13 protein-coding genes are annotated in these 17,184 nt (G+C 72.7%); 9 read left to right on the plus strand and 4 right to left on the minus strand.

Features of this window, described 5'->3' with window-relative positions:
- Positions 1–105: 105 nt before the first annotated feature.
- Complete coding sequence (polA, locus tag IG62_RS0131505) at positions 106–2,823, plus strand: DNA polymerase I (RefSeq protein ID WP_030811101.1); 2,718 nt, start codon at positions 106–108, stop codon at positions 2,821–2,823.
- Positions 2,824–2,905: 82 nt separating this feature from the next.
- On the opposite strand, the gene IG62_RS0131510 is transcribed toward polA, so the two are convergent.
- Positions 2,906–3,823: a DUF4184 family protein gene (locus IG62_RS0131510; protein ID WP_030811104.1), complete on the minus strand. Its 918-nt coding sequence runs from the start codon at positions 3,821–3,823 to the stop codon at positions 2,906–2,908.
- 151 nt (positions 3,824–3,974) lie between these two features.
- Here IG62_RS0131510 and IG62_RS0131515 point away from each other — a divergent pair, with 151 nt between their 5' ends.
- The 3 genes from IG62_RS0131515 (at position 3,975) to IG62_RS0131525 (ending at position 7,104) form a co-directional block, all read left to right on the plus strand.
- Positions 3,975–5,783 (plus strand): lytic transglycosylase, encoded by a 1,809-nt coding sequence (locus IG62_RS0131515; protein ID WP_037839773.1) that lies wholly within the window; start codon positions 3,975–3,977, stop codon positions 5,781–5,783.
- Between the two features lie 181 nt (positions 5,784–5,964).
- Positions 5,965–6,099, plus strand: a complete 135-nt coding sequence (locus IG62_RS46700; RefSeq protein WP_107052680.1) for an SPW_0924 family protein — start codon at positions 5,965–5,967, stop codon at positions 6,097–6,099.
- Positions 6,100–6,117: 18 nt separating this feature from the next.
- The gene (locus IG62_RS0131525) at positions 6,118–7,104 is read left to right on the plus strand and encodes a DUF3068 domain-containing protein (protein ID WP_030811111.1); all 987 of its coding nucleotides are present in this window, start codon (positions 6,118–6,120) and stop codon (positions 7,102–7,104) included.
- Here IG62_RS0131525 and hrpB read toward each other — a convergent pair.
- Together hrpB and IG62_RS0131535 are read right to left on the minus strand one after the other, a co-directional pair.
- Positions 7,091–9,649 carry an ATP-dependent helicase HrpB gene (hrpB, locus tag IG62_RS0131530; RefSeq protein WP_030811114.1) on the minus strand — a complete coding sequence of 853 codons (2,559 nt, stop codon included), beginning with the start codon at positions 9,647–9,649 and terminating at the stop codon, positions 7,091–7,093. The two genes, IG62_RS0131525 and hrpB, sit on opposite strands and share 14 nt — an antisense overlap.
- Positions 9,650–9,730: 81 nt before the next feature.
- Positions 9,731–10,573, minus strand: a complete 843-nt coding sequence (locus tag IG62_RS0131535; RefSeq protein ID WP_030811117.1) for a class I SAM-dependent methyltransferase — start codon at positions 10,571–10,573, stop codon at positions 9,731–9,733.
- A 374-nt stretch (positions 10,574–10,947) separates the two neighbouring features.
- On the opposite strand from IG62_RS0131535, the gene rpsA reads away from it, so the two are divergent.
- Complete coding sequence (gene rpsA, locus IG62_RS0131540; RefSeq protein WP_030811120.1) at positions 10,948–12,468, plus strand: 30S ribosomal protein S1; 1,521 nt, start codon at positions 10,948–10,950, stop codon at positions 12,466–12,468.
- Positions 12,469–12,761: 293 nt separating this feature from the next.
- Here rpsA and IG62_RS0131545 read toward each other — a convergent pair whose 3' ends face one another.
- Positions 12,762–13,826 carry a right-handed parallel beta-helix repeat-containing protein gene (locus IG62_RS0131545; protein ID WP_078872358.1) on the minus strand — a complete coding sequence of 355 codons (1,065 nt, stop codon included), beginning with the start codon at positions 13,824–13,826 and terminating at the stop codon, positions 12,762–12,764.
- 346 nt (positions 13,827–14,172) lie between these two features.
- Between IG62_RS0131545 and IG62_RS0131550 the strand changes: the two genes are divergently transcribed.
- The 4 genes from IG62_RS0131550 (at position 14,173) to IG62_RS0131565 (ending at position 17,124) form a co-directional block, all read left to right on the plus strand.
- Complete coding sequence (locus tag IG62_RS0131550) at positions 14,173–15,126, plus strand: PAC2 family protein (RefSeq protein WP_078872359.1); 954 nt, start codon at positions 14,173–14,175, stop codon at positions 15,124–15,126.
- 127 nt (positions 15,127–15,253) lie between these two features.
- Complete coding sequence (gene coaE / locus IG62_RS0131555; RefSeq protein ID WP_030811128.1) at positions 15,254–15,844, plus strand: dephospho-CoA kinase; 591 nt, start codon at positions 15,254–15,256, stop codon at positions 15,842–15,844.
- Between the two features lie 173 nt (positions 15,845–16,017).
- Entirely contained in the window at positions 16,018–16,470 is a 453-nt protein-coding gene (locus IG62_RS0131560; protein WP_234326819.1) for a cupin domain-containing protein, read from the plus strand.
- Between the two features lie 195 nt (positions 16,471–16,665).
- Positions 16,666–17,124 carry a tetratricopeptide repeat protein gene (locus IG62_RS0131565; RefSeq protein ID WP_051798862.1) on the plus strand — a complete coding sequence of 153 codons (459 nt, stop codon included), beginning with the start codon at positions 16,666–16,668 and terminating at the stop codon, positions 17,122–17,124.
- The last annotated feature ends 60 nt before the right edge of the window (positions 17,125–17,184 follow it).

Here is a 17,184-nt window from a genome sequence, read left to right on the forward strand (position 1 = left end):
GGCGAGGGGTGCCGGGGGCGTGCGGGGCGGGGGCGGGGGCCGTCGCGGCGGGGATTGTCAGTGGGCCGTGGCAGGATCGGGGGCGTGGCAGCAAAGGCAGCGAAGATGAGCGAAGCGACCGGCACCGAGGCGGCGGCGGGTGGTCGTCCCCGCCTGCTCCTCATGGACGGGCATTCCATGGCATACCGGGCGTATTTCGCCCTGCCCGTGGAGAATTTCACCACCGTCACCGGTCAACCGACCAATGCGATCTACGGCTTCGCGTCGATGCTCGCGAACACCCTGCGTGACGAGGCGCCCACGCATTTCGCGGTCGCCTTCGACGTCTCGCGCAAGACCTGGCGCTCCGAGGAGTATCCGGAGTACAAGGCGAACCGTTCCAAGACCCCCGACGAGTTCAAGGGCCAGGTCGAGCTGATCGGCGAGCTGCTCGACACGATGCGGGTCAAGCGCTTCGCGGTGGACGGCTTCGAGGCCGACGACGTCATCGCGACGCTCACCGAGCAGGCCGTCGCCCAGGGCTTCCACGTCTCCATCGTCACCGGCGACCGGGACTCCTTCCAGCTGGTCTCCGACGACGTCACGGTCCTCTACCCCACCAAGGGCGTCTCGGAGCTGACCCGGTTCACTCCCGAGAAGGTCTTCGAGAAGTACGGCCTGACCCCCGCCCAGTACCCGGACTTCGCCGCGCTGCGCGGCGACCCGTCCGACAACCTCCCCGGCATCCCGGGCGTCGGCGAGAAGACCGCCACGAAGTGGATCAACCAGTTCGGTTCGTTCGCGGAACTGGTGGAGCGGGCCGACGAGATCAAGGGCAAGGCCGGGCAGAACCTCCGCGATCATCTGGAGTCGGTGAAGCGCAACCGCGTGCTGACGGAGATGGTGCGCGATGTGAAGCTGCCGTGCGGCCCCGCGGAGCTGACCCGCGAGGCGTACGACCGCGAGGCCCTCAAGGTGTTCCTCAACGCCCTGGAGATCCGCAACCAGGGCCTGCGCGACCGGCTGCACGCCGTCGACCCCGGCTCCGTGGAGACCGCCGAGGAGGCCGCGCCGGCCCCGGGCGTCGAGGTGGACGGCACGGTCCTGGCCACCGGCGAGCTCGCCCCGTGGCTGGCCGAACACGCCACCGGACCGCTGGGCGTGTCCACCGTCGACGTCTGGACGCTGGGCAGCGGCAGCGTGGCCGAGGTGGCGCTCGCCACCCCGCAGGGGCCGGCCGCCTGGTTCGACCCGGCGCAGCTGGACGAGGCCGACGAGCAGGCGTTCGCCGCCTGGAGCGCCGACCCCGAGCGCCCGAAGGTGATGCACAACGCCAAGGGCCTGATGCGGGTCTTCGGCGAGCACGGCTGGCGCATCGAGGGTGTGACGATGGACACCGCCCTCGCCGCCTATCTGGTCAAGCCCGGCCGCCGCTCCTTCGCGCTGGACGCGCTCTCCATCGAGTACCTCGGCCGGGACCTCGCCCCGGCCGCGGCCGGCGACGGCCAGCTGGCGTTCGGCGCGGACGAGCAGGCCGAGGCGGACGCCCTGATGGCGCAGGCCCGTACGGTCCTCGACCTGGGGACGGCGTTCCAGGCGAAGCTCGCCGAGGTCGGCGCGGCCGATCTGCTGCGCAATGTGGAGCTGCCGACCAGCGATCTGCTGGCCCGGATGGAGCGGGCCGGGATCGCCGCCGACCGGGGCTGGCTGGAGCGGATGGAGCAGCAGTTCGCCGGGGCGGTCGCGCAGGCCGTCAAGGAGGCGCACGCCGCCGCGGGCCATGAGTTCAACCTCGGCTCGCCCAAGCAGCTCCAGGAGGTCCTCTTCGGCGAGCTGGGCCTGCCGAAGACCAAGAAGACCAAGACCGGTTACACCACCGATGCCGACGCCCTGGCCTGGCTGGCCGCGCAGACCGACAACGAACTCCCGGTGATCATGCTCCGCCACCGGGAGCAGGCCAAGCTGCGCACGACCGTCGAGGGCCTGATCAAGACCATCGGTGCGGACGGCCGGATCCACACCACCTTCAACCAGACCGTCGCCGCCACCGGCCGGCTGTCGTCCACCGACCCCAACCTGCAGAACATCCCGGTGCGGACGGACGAGGGCCGGGCGATCCGCCGCGGCTTCGTCGTCGGCGAGGGCTTCGAGTCGCTGCTGACCGCCGACTACAGCCAGATCGAACTGCGCGTGATGGCCCATCTCTCCGAGGACGAGGGCCTGATCGAGGCGTTCACCTCCGGCGAGGACCTGCACACCACCGTCGCCTCCCAGGTCTTCTCGGTCGACAAGACCGCGGTCGACCCGGAGATGCGCCGCAAGATCAAGGCGATGTCCTACGGCCTGGCATACGGGCTGTCGGCGTTCGGCCTCTCCCAGCAGCTGGGCATCCAGCCCGACGAGGCCCGCAAGCTCATGGACACCTACTTCGAGCGGTTCGGCGGGGTGCGCGACTACCTCCGCCGCGCCGTGGAGGAGGCCCGCGCCACCGGCTACACGGAGACGATGCTCGGTCGCCGCCGCTATCTGCCGGACCTCAACAGCGACAACCGCCAGCGCCGCGAGATGGCCGAGCGGATGGCGCTGAACGCCCCGATCCAGGGCACCGCCGCCGACATCGTCAAGATCGCGATGCTGCGGGTCGACACCGCCCTGCGGGCCGCGGAGCTCAAGTCCCGGATGCTGCTCCAGGTCCATGACGAAATCGTCGTCGAGGTGGCCCCCGGCGAACGCAAGCAGGTCGAGGAGCTGGTCCGCCGCGAGATGGCCGACGCCGTCGAGCTGAGCGCCCCGCTGGACGTCTCGGTCGGCTCGGGCAAGGACTGGGAGTCGGCGGCGCACTGACGGGAGCGCGGCGGGGCGCACCGACCGGACGCGGCGGGGCGGAGCCGCGGCGGGCCGGGGCCCGGTGCCGCGCGGACCTGCCTCAGTCGGTGGCGCGCACCGCCTCCCGCGGATCCGCCGCCGCACCGGTCCGCGCGGCGGGCAGCGGGCCATCGGCCGGCCGCCCGCGGCGCGCCCGCCGGTCCAGCAGGCGTACCGCCAGGCCGTGGAGCAACAGCCCGACGGTGAGGCCGGCGCCCGCGCCGAAGAGTGCGGACGGCAGATAGTCGAACCACACCGCCGCGTCCCCGTAGTCGGCGCGCGCCCGCAGGACACGGTCCACCGCGCCGGCCAGCACGCACGCCGACAGCGTCAGGACGAGCAGCAGCCGCAGCCGTACGGACAGCGTGGGCACGGCGGCCGCGGCGGCGGCCCGGACCGCCGGGTCGGCGGCCCCGGCGGCCCGTAGCGCCGACCACCCGAAGCACACCAGCGCGGTCATCGCCAGCGCCGAGGTGCCGTACTGCAGATACGTCGGCACCGGCCACCCGCCCACGAACCGGTCCAGGCCGGGCACCAGCCGTGTCCCCCAGCGGCCCGGGTGGGTGAAGGCATCCCACACCACATGGGTCGCCGAGCCCAGCACCGCGGAGAGCACGAACCAACCGGTCAATGCGGCGAGTTCACGGGGTCCGCGCGCACGCCACGGGCGGCCCCGGAGGCACAGCGCCACCCGCCCCCGAAAGTCCCCCGGCACCAGCGCCAGCAGCGGGTCGCGCACCACCAGCCAGCCGCCGACCAGCGCCGCGGTGATCAGCACATCGACGGTCAGCACCCCGGACGGCGCATGGGTGACGGCGCCGAACTCCATCCCGCCCGGCACCAGCGTGTCCGCGTAGTACGTCATGTCCGGCGCGAACGACCCCGCCACCAGCGCCGAGGCGACCAGCCGGCCGCGGGCCGTGCCGGTCCGCCGGACGGCCGGCAACACGGCCGCGGCATGGCTGAGCGTGAACGGCATGGCAGCACCCCTCGATCGATTCAGATCATTATGTGTCCGATGAGGTGGTAGATGCCGGGCCCGAGTTGTCGTAGTGTCGCCTGAGTTGGAGCGCCGGGGAGCGCGACACCGCGTCAGAAAACGCGGTGCGTCAACGCGGAGGGGACCACGTATGGCAGCCACATTCCGGCGGCGGCTTCGCAGGGGAGCGGCCTCGACGGCCGTGGCGGCGTTCGTCCTCGCCGCCCTGACCGCCTCCCAGTCGCCGGACGCCACCGCGAAGGCGGCCAAGGAACAGGAACCCTCCCCGCCGGTCGACACCCCCATCGACGGCGGCACGACGTACTACCCCGACCTGCCGCCGCACAACAGCCCTGCGCCGCCCCGCCGTTCGTCCCACTCCCACCCCGACGGCGGCACCCGCGTCATCACCGGGCCCGCCCAGGCCGGCATCCCCGCCACCGTCCTGGCCGCCTACAAGAAGGCCCAGTCCCGCGTCGACGCCGAGGACCCCGGCTGCCGGCTGCCCTGGCAACTGCTCGCCGGTATCGGCAAGGTCGAATCCGGCCAGGCCGGCGGCGGCGCGGTCGACGCCGAGGGCACCACCCTCCGGCCGATCCTCGGCCCGCAGCTCAACGGCCACGGCTTCGCCCGCATCCTCGACACCGACGGCGGCCGCTACGACGGCGACACCACCCACGACCGCGCCGTCGGCCCGATGCAGTTCATCCCCTCCACCTGGTCCGAGGGCGGCCCGCAGTACGGCGGTTGGGGCGCCGACGGCAACGGCGACGGCAAGAAGGACCCCAACAACGTCTACGACGCCGCGCTCGCCGCCGGCCGCTACCTCTGCGCCGACGGCCGCGACCTGTCGGACCCGCGCGACCTGGACCGCGCCGTCCTCGGCTACAACAACTCCGCCGACTACCTGCGCACCGTGCTGTCCTGGTACACGTTCTACCGCAAGGGCACCTACGAGGTGCCCGACGGCCACGGCGTCCTCCCGGCACACCACCGCGGCAGCCACACCACCCACAACGGGCACGGAACCGGGCACGCAGGCGGCCGCCCCGGCGGTGAAAACGGCCAGGGCCGGTCCCACGGCAAGGGTTCCGGTACGCCCGCCAAGCCGCGGCCCGAGCCCAACGGGCCCGCCCGACCCGGCGGTTCCGGTTCCGGCCACACCCCGGGCACCCCCACCCCGAAGCCCACCCCCGGCACCCCCAGGCCCGGCACCCCGGCGCCCGCCGAGCCCGGCCCCGTCACCGCCCTCTCCCGCGTCGGCGACCAGGACCTGACCGCCACCGCCGGCACCGACTTCGCCACCGCGCCCCGGGTGCGCGCCAAGGACGCCGCGGGCAAGTCCGTCGCCGGCGCCCGGATCCGCTTCACCCTCCCCGCCGGCACCGACGCCCGCTTCCCCGGCCACGCCACCACCGCCACCGTCACCACCGGCAAGGACGGCCTGGCCACCGCGCCCACCCTGCACGCGGGCGAACAGGCCGGCGACTTCCGCCTCCGGGCGACGGCCGTCGGCCGCCCCCTGCCCGCCGTCACCTTCGACGCCACCGTCAAGGCCAAGCCGGCGCCGAAGGCCGACACCCTCACCCGCACCTCGGACAAGGAGCTGACGGCCACCGCCGGCCAGGCCTTCGCCGAGGACGCCGTCGAGATCAAGGCGAGCTACCAGGGCAAGATCGCGGCGGGAGTGCCGGTCACCGCGACCATGGTCACCGACGACCCCGACAAACCGGTGGAGAACGACCGGGGCCCCTACTTCAAGGACCCGAAGGCCACCGGCGACAACAAGGACAAGCCGGTCCGCACCCTCGCCGGACTGACCACGGACGCCGACGGCCTGCTGAAGCTCCCGAAGATCTACACCGACTCACACACCGGGACGTTCCTGCTGCGGCTGACCACCGACGACGGCGCCGTCCTCACCGTCAAGCTGAAGGTCGCCGCCCCGGCCGGCTCCTGACCACACCGGCGGCCGCAGCCCCCGGCCGCAGCCCCCGCCCGGCCCGCACCGCCGCCCTGCCCGCCGTCCCGGGCAGGGCGGCGGTGCCCCATGCGCTCGGGCGGCGCCTGTTCTCATCTCGGCCGCCCGTTGCTACGGTGCCCCCGCCCTGACGCCGTATCAGATGTGCCGGGAGGCGACCATGCGCGCCCTGATTGCCGCCGCGGCCGGACTGGCCGCCGCACTCGCCCTCGTCCTCACCGTCACGGCCGTCGGCGCCCCCAGCGGCACCACCTCACCCAAGCCGCTGCTCACCACCGTCCCCGCACATCCCTGAGGGAGGGACGCCCCCGCCATGCGCCGCACCGCCAGCCTGGTACTGCTCGCCTTCGCCGTCTTCTTCACCGCACTCTCCCCGCTGCTGCGGTGGTACGTCTTCCCGCGGCTCGCCAAGATCCCGCCCGGCCAGTACCAGGACATGGTCCTGGAGGCCCGGCCCGCCACCCTCATCGACTACGGCACCATGAAGGCCAGAACGGTCCCCAAGGTCACCATCGTCCAGACCCTCAAGGGCGACGTCGCCGCCTCCGACCGGATCGAGCGGACCGCCGGCCGCGACGTCGTCGTCTGGGACACCCTCTCCTACGTCGCCGGACCCGACGGCAAGATGGTCTCCGAGGTCCCCGAGCGCTACATCTTCGACGCCCACTCCCAGGAACCCGTGCACGCCACCGGCGAGACGGTCGACGGCGACCCCGTGCACCGCACCGGCATCGAGTACAAATGGCCGTTCCTCACCGAGAAACGCGACTACACCTACTTCGACGCCCAGACCCGCACCTCGGCCCCCATCCACTACAAGGGCACCCGCGCCTTCCGCGGCCTGGAGGTCTACTACTTCGAGCAGACCATCCCCTGGACCAAGGTCCCGCTGCCCAAGAAGATGCCGGTCAAAGGCATCACCCCGGCGGCCGTCGAGAAGATGGGCACCACCCGCTGGTACACCACCAAGCGGATGTTCTGGATCGAACCGGTCACCGGCGCCCCCGTCAACGGCGAGGAGATCCACCGGGAAGAGCTGCGCGGCGGCGACCTCCTGCCCGGCGGCGGCAAGGTCACCGCCTTCGCCGGCCACGTCAGGATGCGCGCCGACTACGTCGACGCAACCGTCGCCCTGGTGACGTCCCAGCGCACCCTCGTCCTGCTCCTGACCAGCTACCTCCCCTGGGGGTTCCTGACCCTCGGCGCCGCACTGCTCGCCCTGAGCCTCCACCTCGAAGCCCGCAGCCGCCGCCCGGCCGCCCCGAAGGCGGACCCGGAACCCGCCCTCAGCCCCGCCTGAGCCGCGCGGTGGTGTGCCGGGTCGGCTCGGCCGCCGAAGGGTCCTCCGGCCAGGGATGCTTGGGATACCGGCCGCGCAACTCCGCGCGCACGGCGCGGTACCCGTCCCGCCAGAACGACGCCAGATCGGCCGTGACGGCGGCCGGGCGCCCCGCCGGCGAGAGCAGATGCACCAGCACCGGCACCCGCCCGCCGGCTATCCGCGGCGACTCCTGCCAGCCGAACAGCTCCTGCAGCTTCACCGCCAGCACCGGCTGCTCCCCGCCGTAGTCCACCCGCACCCGGGAACCGCTCGGCACCTCGATGCGCTCCGGCGCCAGTTCGTCGAACCGGGCCGCGTCACCGGTCGCCCAGGGCAGCAGCCGGGCCAGCGCCGCCGCCGTGTCGGCCCGCTCCAGATCGGCCCGCCGCCGCGCCCGGCCCAGCTCGACCCCGAGCCAGTCCTCCACCCGCGCGAGCAACGCCGCGTCCGAGACGTCCGGCCAGGGCGCGCCCAGCTCGCGGTGCAGGAACGCCATCCGCTGCCGCACCGCCACCGCGCTCGCCGGCCACCGCAGCAGCCCGAGCCCTTCCCGGCGCAGCCCCGCCACCACCGCCTCCCGCACCAGCTCCGGGTCCGGCGCCGACAGCGGCCGCACCGCCAGCTCGATCGCCCCCAGCCGCTCCACCCGCCGCGCCACCACGTCCCCGTCCGACCAGCGCACCTCCTCACCCGAGGAATACAGCGCCCGCGCCGCCGCACACGCCGTGTCCTCGTCGATCACCGCCGCCAGCCGCACCCGCGCCGACGCCGCGGCCACCGGCCGGTCCGCCACCGCGACCGCCAGCCACCGCGCGTCCCGCAGCCGCGAACCCTCCCCGCCCGGCTCGGCACCGGTGCCCGACGCCATCAGATAGCTGCCGGCCCCGCGCGCCCGGGCCACCCGCTCCGGGAACGCCAGCGCGGCCACCAGCCCCGCCACCGCGTCGTCCGGCGCGCCCCGCCCCGGGCCAGCGCCACGGGGCGCCTCCCCGGCCCCGGCCGCGCCGGGCTCACCGACCGCCCCCGCCAACCGCTGCGCCTCCTGCCGCCACCTGGCGGCATAGCCGTCCCCACCCCGGCGCGCGGTGCGCCAGGCCTCCGCCAGATCGTCCCCGTACGCCCGCGGCGGCTCCTCGCTCAGCAGGGCGACCACCTCGGCCGCCCGCCGCACCCCGACCTCGGCGGAGCCGTCCAGCAGCGCCCGCGCCAGCCGGGGATGCACGCCCATCCGCGCCATCCGAAGGCCCCGCGGCGTCGCCCGGCCCTCCGCGTCCACCGCCCCGACCGCCGTCAGCACCTCCCGGGCCGCGGCCAGCGCCCCGGCCGGCGGCGCGTCCAGCAGCGCCAGACCGCTCGCGTCCGGATCGCCCCAGCACGCCGCCTGCAACGCGAACGCGGTCAGATCGGCCACCCTGATCTCCGGATCGGGGAAGGCCGGCAGCCGCCCGTCCTCGCCCTCCGCCCAACAGCGGTAGACCACACCCGGCGCCTCCCGCCCGGCCCGGCCCGCCCGCTGCCGGGCCGCCGCCCGGGACGCCCGTACGGTCGTCAGCGCGCTCAGCCCCCGTGCATGGTCCATCCGCGGCACCCGCGCCAGCCCGCTGTCGACCACCACCCGTACTCCCGGCACGGTCAGGCTGGACTCCGCCACCGAGGTGGCCAGCACCACCCTGCGGACGCCGTCCGCGCCCGCCAGCACGGCGTCCTGCACCTCGGCCGGCGCCCGGCCGTGCACCTGCAGCACCTCGGCGTCCACCCCGGCCAGTTCCCCGGCGACCCGCCCGATCTCCCCGACACCGGGCAGGAAGCACAGCACATCGCCGGTCCGCTCGCGCAGCGCCCGCCGCACCACGCCCGCCACATGCGTCAGCAGCGCCGGATCGACCCGCAGGCCGTGCGCCGGCCGCACCGGCCGCTCCGGCGGCGCCCACACCGTCTCCACCGGATGCGACACGCCCGCCGCCTCCACCACCGGGGCCGGCCCCGACGACCCGCCCAGCAGCCCGGCCCACCCCTCGGCGTCCGTCGTCGCCGACGCCGCCACCAGCCGCAGCTCCGGGCGGAGCGTCTCCCGCACGTCCAGCAGGAACGCCGCGGAGGTGTCGGCGTCCAGATGCCGCTCATGGCACTCGTCGAGCACCACGACATCCACCCCGGCCAGCTCCGGATCGCGCTGCAGCCGCTGCAGCAGCACGCCGGTCGTCACGACCTCCACGGCCGTACGCGGCCCGGCCCGCCGCTCGCCGCGCACCGTGAACCCCACCCGGTCACCCACCTGCTCACCCAGCAGCCAGGCCATCCGGCGCGCCGCGGCCCGGGCCGCGATCCGCCGCGGCTCGGCGACCAACACCCGCCGGCGCGGCCCGGCGCCGGTCAGCCCGGCCAGGTCCAGCGGCACCAGCGTCGTCTTGCCGGTGCCCGGCGGGGCGCACAGCACCGCGCTGCCGGCCCCGTCGAGGGCGGCGCGCAGCGCGGGCAGGGCGGTCCGTACGGGCAGCTGGGCGAGGGCGTCACGGGCGATCACAACCCCCAGTCTGCCGCCCGCCACCGACAACGCCGCCGGCCGCCGGCGACGCCGCAGCGCCCCGGCCGCCGGAAGGGGCGGCTACGCCTCCGCCTCGCACACGAAGATCGCCGTGCCCGGGATCAGCTGCCCGCGCAGCGGGGACCAGCCGCCCCACTCCTGGGTGTTCCACTCCGGCCATTCCGGCTCGACGAGGTCCAGCAGCCGGAACCCGGCCGCGACCACGTCCCGCACCCGGTCGCCCAGCGTCCGGTGGTGCTCCACATACACCGCCCGCCCGGTCCCGTCCTGCTCGACGTACGGGGTGCGGTCGAAGTAGGAGCCCGCCACCGACAGCCCCTCGGGCCCCGGCTCGTCCGGGAAGGCCCAGCGGATGGGGTGGGTGACGGAGAAGACGAACCGCCCGCCCGGCTGCAACACCCGGCGCACCTCGCGCAGCACCTGTACGGGATCGGCGACGAACGGCAGCGCCCCGTACGCCGAACAGGCGAGATCGAAACTGCCGTCGCGGAAGGGAAGCGCCCCGGCGTCCGCCTCCACCAGCTCGGGGGCCGTGACCCCCGGCGTCCCCGGTGTCCCCGGCGCGGCATCGGCGATCCGCAGCGCGTGCTGGAGCTGCCGGTGGGAGAGGTCCAGCGCCACCGGGCGCGCGCCCTGCGCCGCCAGCCAGCGGGAGCACTGCGCCGCGCCGGCCCCGATCTCCAGGATCCGGCGGTCCTTCAGCTCGGCGACCGGCCCGAGCAGCGCCGCCTCCGCCTCGTCCAGCCCCTCAGGACCCCATACGAACCGGTCGTCCCCCAGGAACGCGCCGTGCTCGCTCTGGTACTCGTCCGCGTTACGGTCCCACCAGCCCCGATTGGCCCGGCTGCTCTCGGTGTCCGAGGCGTCACGGCGGGTCGCCTCCGGCTCCTGGTCTTGGTTCATCGCGCCCGTCGTCGTAGTCTTCGCTCTGCTTGTTGCTGCAGGGACTGTGAGGCCATTCGGCCTCGCGGAACATCGCGTGTGCCGGTTTTGGGGTGCTCTGCCCCGGGTGTGCGCGTTCGCGCATTGACCGTGTCCGGCTGCCCCCGTATGCTACAAGTTGCGCTGCGGGCTTGCGCGCCTCAGACGGAGCAGGCCGCGCTCGCATCTGTATGCACCCCTCGGTTTTGAGGCGTTTCGGGCGGCTCCGGATGCTCTGGCATCCACGAGCCTCACAGAAAACGTCTCTGACACTGTCCGGCTTATGCAGAGGCGATACGGGCTCTCGGCGTAGCAGTACCTACGACTTCAATGTCCGTACCGGAGCCCTTTCCCACATGACGAGCAGCACCGAGACCACCGCCACCACCCCGCAGGTTGCGGTCAACGACATCGGTAACGAGGAAGCTTTCCTCGCCGCGATCGACGAGACGATCAAGTACTTCAACGACGGCGACATCGTCGACGGCGTCATCGTGAAGGTCGACCGGGACGAGGTCCTGCTCGACATTGGTTACAAGACCGAAGGCGTCATCCCGAGCCGCGAGCTCTCGATCAAGCACGACGTCGACCCCAACGAGGTCGTCGCCGTCGGTGACGAGATCGAGGCCCTCGTCCTCCAGAAGGAGGACAAGGAAGGCCGCCTGATCCTCTCGAAGAAGCGCGCCCAGTACGAGCGTGCCTGGGGCACCATCGAGAAGATCAAGGAAGAAGACGGCATCGTCACCGGTACCGTCATCGAGGTCGTCAAGGGTGGTCTCATCCTCGACATCGGCCTCCGTGGCTTCCTTCCGGCTTCCCTGGTCGAGATGCGCCGCGTCCGCGACCTTCAGCCCTACGTGGGCAAGGAGCTCGAGGCCAAGATCATCGAGCTGGACAAGAACCGCAACAACGTGGTCCTGTCCCGCCGCGCCTGGCTGGAGCAGACCCAGAGCGAGGTCCGCCAGACCTTCCTCACCACCCTCCAGAAGGGTCAGGTGCGCTCCGGCGTCGTCTCCTCCATCGTCAACTTCGGTGCCTTCGTGGACCTGGGCGGCGTCGACGGTCTCGTCCACGTCTCCGAGCTGTCCTGGAAGCACATCGACCACCCCTCCGAGGTCGTCGAGGTCGGCCAGGAGGTCACGGTCGAGGTCCTGGACGTCGACATGGACCGCGAGCGCGTGTCCCTGTCGCTCAAGGCGACCCAGGAAGACCCGTGGCAGCAGTTCGCCCGGACCCACCAGATCGGTCAGGTCGTCCCGGGTAAGGTCACCAAGCTCGTTCCCTTCGGTGCGTTCGTGCGCGTCGACGAGGGCATCGAGGGCCTGGTCCACATCTCCGAGCTGGCCGAGCGCCACGTCGAGATCCCGGAGCAGGTCGTCCAGGTCAACGACGAGATCTTCGTCAAGGTCATCGACATCGACCTCGAGCGCCGTCGCATCAGCCTCTCGCTGAAGCAGGCCAACGAGTCCTTCGGTGCCGACCCGACGGCGGTCGAGTTCGACCCGACCCTGTACGGCATGGCCGCGTCCTACGACGACCAGGGCAACTACATCTACCCCGAGGGCTTCGACCCGGAGACCAACGACTGGCTGGAGGGCTACGAGGCCCAGCGCGAGGCGTGGGAGCAGCAGTACGCCGAGGCGCAGCAGCGCTTCGAGCAGCACCAGGCCCAGGTCATCAAGTCCCGCGAGGCCGACGAGCAGGCTGCGGCCGAGGGCGCTGCGGCGCCGGCGGCGCAGGGTGGCGGCCAGGCCGGCGGCGGCAACGCCGGTGGCGGCGGCTCCTACTCCTCGGAGTCGGCGGACAACTCCGGCGCCCTGGCGTCGGACGAGGCCCTTGCCGCGCTCCGCGAGAAGCTGGCCGGCGGCCAGAGCTGAGCTCGCGCCGGTAGGCAGTAGCTGATCGACGAAGGCCCGTTCCCCTCGGGGAGCGGGCCTTCGCCGTGCCGCCGTGCCGCCGTGCCGCCGTGCCACCGTGCCGCCGTGCCGCCGTACCGCCGTGCCGCCGTGCCGCCGTGCCGCCGTGCCCTCGTGTTGTCCTGTCGCCGTGGTTTCGCGGTTTCGCGGTTTCGCGGTTTCGTGGTTCCGCGGTTCCGCGGTTTCAGGGTGTTGGCTGGGGGCGTGCTCCGGCCACGGCATCCGGCGCGTCAGCTGGCGCGTCAGCTGGCGCGTCAGCCCACGGGGACGCCCGGATTGGTGACGCCACGGCCGCCGGTGACGGTGTTGTCCCCCGCGATGGTGACCGGGCAACCGGAGGCGTCGTAGTTGGTGATGTTGAAGCCGTAGCGGCCGGATCCGGTGGCGCCGCTCAGATCGGACCGGTTGCCCCGGAAGACCGTGCCGCAGCCCCAGCCCGGCTGCTGGCTGTGGGTCTCGTAGCCGTTGTTGCTGGTGTGCCTGCCGGTGTTGTTCTCGACGAGCACCTTGTTGCCCTTGATGTCGACCCATGAGTCGTCGAAATGGGCGCCGGTCAGCCCGCTCCCGTCGAAGGTGTTGCCGCTGATCTTCGCGCCGGTGGTGCCCTCCTTGATGTCGATGTTCTCGCCGCCGACACCGGGGCCGATGGTGTTGCCGAGGATCTGCACGTTGTCGCTCTTGTCGTCGGTGCCGCCCGCACTGCCGACGTAGACGCCCTCGCCCATCCCGCTGCCGTTCTTGCCGGTGTCCCGGATGGTCGAGTTCTTGATGACGCCGTTCTTGCTGGAATTCCGGAAGTGCACGCCCTCCATGGCCAGGTCGCGCACGGTGACGGAATCGATGACGACCCCGCTCGCGGCGTCCATCACGATCCCCTTCTGGCCGCCGGTGACGGTGATCCCCTTGACGGTCCAGTAGGAGGCGCCGTTCACATACAGCCCGTAGCCGCCGCTCGCGGTGAGCACGGCCCGGGGCGAACCGGTCAATGTGATGTGGGAGGCGGAGGTCCCGGCGGCGGTGGTCCGGAAGTTGCCGCGGTAGGTGCCGTCGGCCAGCCGAATGGTGTCCCCGGGCCGCGCGGCGGCGAGCGCGTCCTTGAGCTCCCCGGCCGTCGAGACCTCGACGACGCGGGCGGTCGCGGCCGGCCCGGGCCCGGCCAGCGGGCCGGCGACGGCCGGGGCGGCCAGCGGGACCAACGAGGAGGCGCTCAGCAGTACGGCTCCGGTTCCGCCGAACACACGGACACGTGCGCCGCTCGAACGCCGGGGCGGCAGGCTCCTCGGGGGCGGGTCGGTGCGCAACTCACTCGGTATCTGCATGGGCCCCAACTTTCTTCCCGTATGTGAACGTTGAGCGTCCTTATGAACTTCGGTTGGCGGGGCCGACGGTAGAGGTGAGGGGTGGGTGCGTCAAGGCATCGGTCGAGGGGAGGAAGGTGGCTCAAGTCGCGTGTGGAGCAGGTCAGTTGGGGTCACATTCATGGATGGCGAGAGGGAACAGGCCGGGCCATCCCGAAGTGGGACACGGCAGGGGGGCCTGCCACGAAACGGTGGGATTCGGCGGTGGCGGGAACTGTCCGGTACGGGACCGGGTCATATCCACGGGCGGGAATGCCGGCGGCCGAGTGCACGTTGCCGTTCATGAGAACGAGGAGGAGCGGTCACTGTGTTGGATCCCCAGGGTATGTACGAATGGGAGCCGAGCGGGCTCGCGGAGGTCGAGGCGCTGGCCTCCAGGGACTCCGCCGGACTGGTGCTGCTGTACCACTTCGACGGGTACATCGACGCCGGTGAGACCGGCGATCAGATCGTCCGTCGGCTGCTGGACGGCCTGCCGCACCGGGTCGTGGCGCGCTTCGACCACGACCGCCTCATCGACTACCGCGCCCGCCGCCCGCTGCTCACCTTCGAGCGCAACCGCTGGAGCGCCTACGAGACGCCGAGCATCGAGCTGAAGCTGGTGCGCGACACCACCGATGCGCCGTTCCTGCTGCTCTCCGGCCCGGAGCCGGACGTCGAGTGGGAGCGCTTCGCGGCCGCCGTGAAGGGGATCGTCGAGCGGCTCGGGGTGCGTCTCTCGGTCAACTTCCACGGCATCCCCATGGGCGTCCCGCACACCCGCCCGGTCGGCATCACGCCCCACGGCAACCGCACCGACCTGATGCCCGGGCACGCCAGTTTCTTCGACGAGGCCCAGGTGCCGGGCAGCGCGGAGGCGCTGATCGAATACCGCCTGGCGGAGGCGGGGCACGATGTGCTCGGCGTCGCGGCGCATGTGCCGCACTACCTCGCCCGCTCCGCGTACCCGGACGCCGCGCTGACGGTCCTGGAGGCCGTGACGGGGGCGACCGGCCTGGTGCTGCCCGGCCCGGCGCATGCGTTGCGTACGGAGGCACTGCGCACCCAGGAGGAGATCGAGCGGCAGATCTCCGAGGGTGACGAGGAGCTGGTCGCGCTGGTCAGCGGGCTGGAGCACCAGTACGACGCGGTGGCCGGGGCCGAGACCCGCGGCAGCCTGGTGGCCGAACCGGTGGAGCTCCCCTCGGCCGACGAGATCGGCCGGGAATTCGAGCGCTTCCTGGCAGAACGGGAGGGCGACGGCGGCGGGTCAGGTGCCTGACGCCCCGCTCCCCGGCTCCCTCCGCGTCTCCGGGCCCTTTCCCGGTCCTCCCCAGGCATCCCCGGGCCCGTCCCGGATGTCGCTTCCCGCGCAGCGGCCCGCTCCGGGCACCGTATAGCGTGGGCCCATGGTGAAGGTGGGGCTGACCGGCGGCATCGGCGCGGGCAAGAGCGAGGTTTCACGACTGCTGGCGTCGTACGGCGCGGTCATCGTGGACGCGGACAAGATCGCACGCGAGGTCGTCGAGCCGGGCACGCCCGGATTCGCGGCGGTGGTCGAGGAGTTCGGGGAGGACGTCCTCGCACCGGACGGCACGCTTGACCGCCCCAAGCTGGGCGGCATCGTGTTCGCCGACCCCGGGAAGCTCAAGGCGCTCAACTCGATCGTGCACCCCCTGGTGGGTGCGCGATCGGCGGAACTCGAGGCATCGGCGGGCCCGGACGCGGTGGTCGTGCACGACGTCCCCCTGCTCACGGAGAACGGCCTGGCGCCGCTCTACGACCTGGTGGTGGTGATCGACGCCGCCCCCGAAACCCAGCTGGACCGCCTGGTACGGCTCCGCGGTATGGCCGAGGACGAGGCGAAGTCCCGGATGGCCGCCCAGGCCACCCGCGAACAGCGACTCGCGATCGCCGACCTCGTCATCGACAACGACGGCCCCCTGGAGGCCCTGGAACCCCAGGTCCGCAAGGTATGGGAACGCCTGCACAACGCTTGAGCCCACCGCAGTCACGGGCCCGGAGGCCGCAGGGGAGATGGGCGCGGGGCCAGCTGGGGGACCGGTGTCGGGGCGGCGGACGGGAGCGGGTACCGGCGCCGCTGGGGGGCGGGTCCCGGCGGGGCGGGGGAGTGGCTGCCGGGCTCGAACGGGTGGGCGGTACCCTCGCCGCCATGACTGCTGCTTCCGATCTTGACGCCAAGGCCCCGGCCGACGAGCCGGTGGCTGGGCTGGTGGCCGAGCCCGACTCCTCACCTTCCGCCGCCGAATCGGCACCTCCTTCCTTCGTCGTGAACATCCCTGGCATCGCGGACGCCGACCTGGAGCCGGATCCGCTGGATCCCTCGCAGATTGTCTCCGGTGCTCCCGAGGTGACGGGGAAGGTGCTGTGGGAGTCTCCGGACGGCCGGCAGATCCGCGGTATCTGGCAGATCACGCCGGGTGTGGTGACCGACACCGAGGCCAATGAGCTGTTCGTTGTCGTCAGCGGACGCGCCACCATCGAGGTGGAAGGCGGCTCGGTCCTCGAGGTGGGCCCCGGTGACGCCTGCATCCTCCGCGAGGGTGACCGGACCCGCTGGACCGTCCACGAGACGCTCCGCAAGGCGTACCACATCAGCCTCTAGCGGCCCTCTGGCGGCATGGCCATGGGGGAGCGGAGGGGGTGCTCCCGGGCGAGCGTCCCCGAGGGGCTGGCTCGGCTCCGCCGGCACCGGGGAATGCCGTGAGCGGCAGGGTTGTTGTGGCCCCTGGTAACGCCGTACGGTCCCTGGCGGACGGATGCCTGCACCGACGGCGACGCCGGTGGAGAGGAGTAGGCCGTGCCCGAGAGCAGCCCCGAGACACACGTCATCGACTTCCGTGCCGCGGAACAGTTGCTGGCTGCCCGCGATCCCCGCGGCGCGATCCGGTTGCTGGACTCGGTCATCTCCGCGCACCCGGAGAACACCGCGGCCCGCCTGTTGCGCGCCCGTGCCTTTTTCCTCGCCGCCCAACTACGGCCGGCGGAGCTCGAGTTCCAGATCGTGCTGGAGCGCGAGCCCGACAACGCCTTCGCGCACTTCGCACTCGCCCGCACCCTGGAGCGTGCTGCCCGTCCTGACGAGGCGCTCCGACACTTCCGGCTGGCGGCTGCCCTGGACCCCCGCCCGGAGTTCATCCAGGCGGCCCGCTTCGCCCGGGACGCCACGGACGCCACGGACAACGGTGACCGGGCTCCTGGTGACACGGCTCCGAAGAACGCTCCCGGCCGGCCGGACGGCGACGCGGGACCGGAGTAGGTAGGGATCCGATCGGGACCGAGTAGGCAGGCACGGAACCGGAGGAGGGGACGCCGGCCC

The sequence above is a fragment of the Streptomyces sp. NRRL S-337 genome (assembly GCF_000720175.1).
Lineage (GTDB): Bacteria > Actinomycetota > Actinomycetes > Streptomycetales > Streptomycetaceae > Streptomyces > Streptomyces siderophoricus.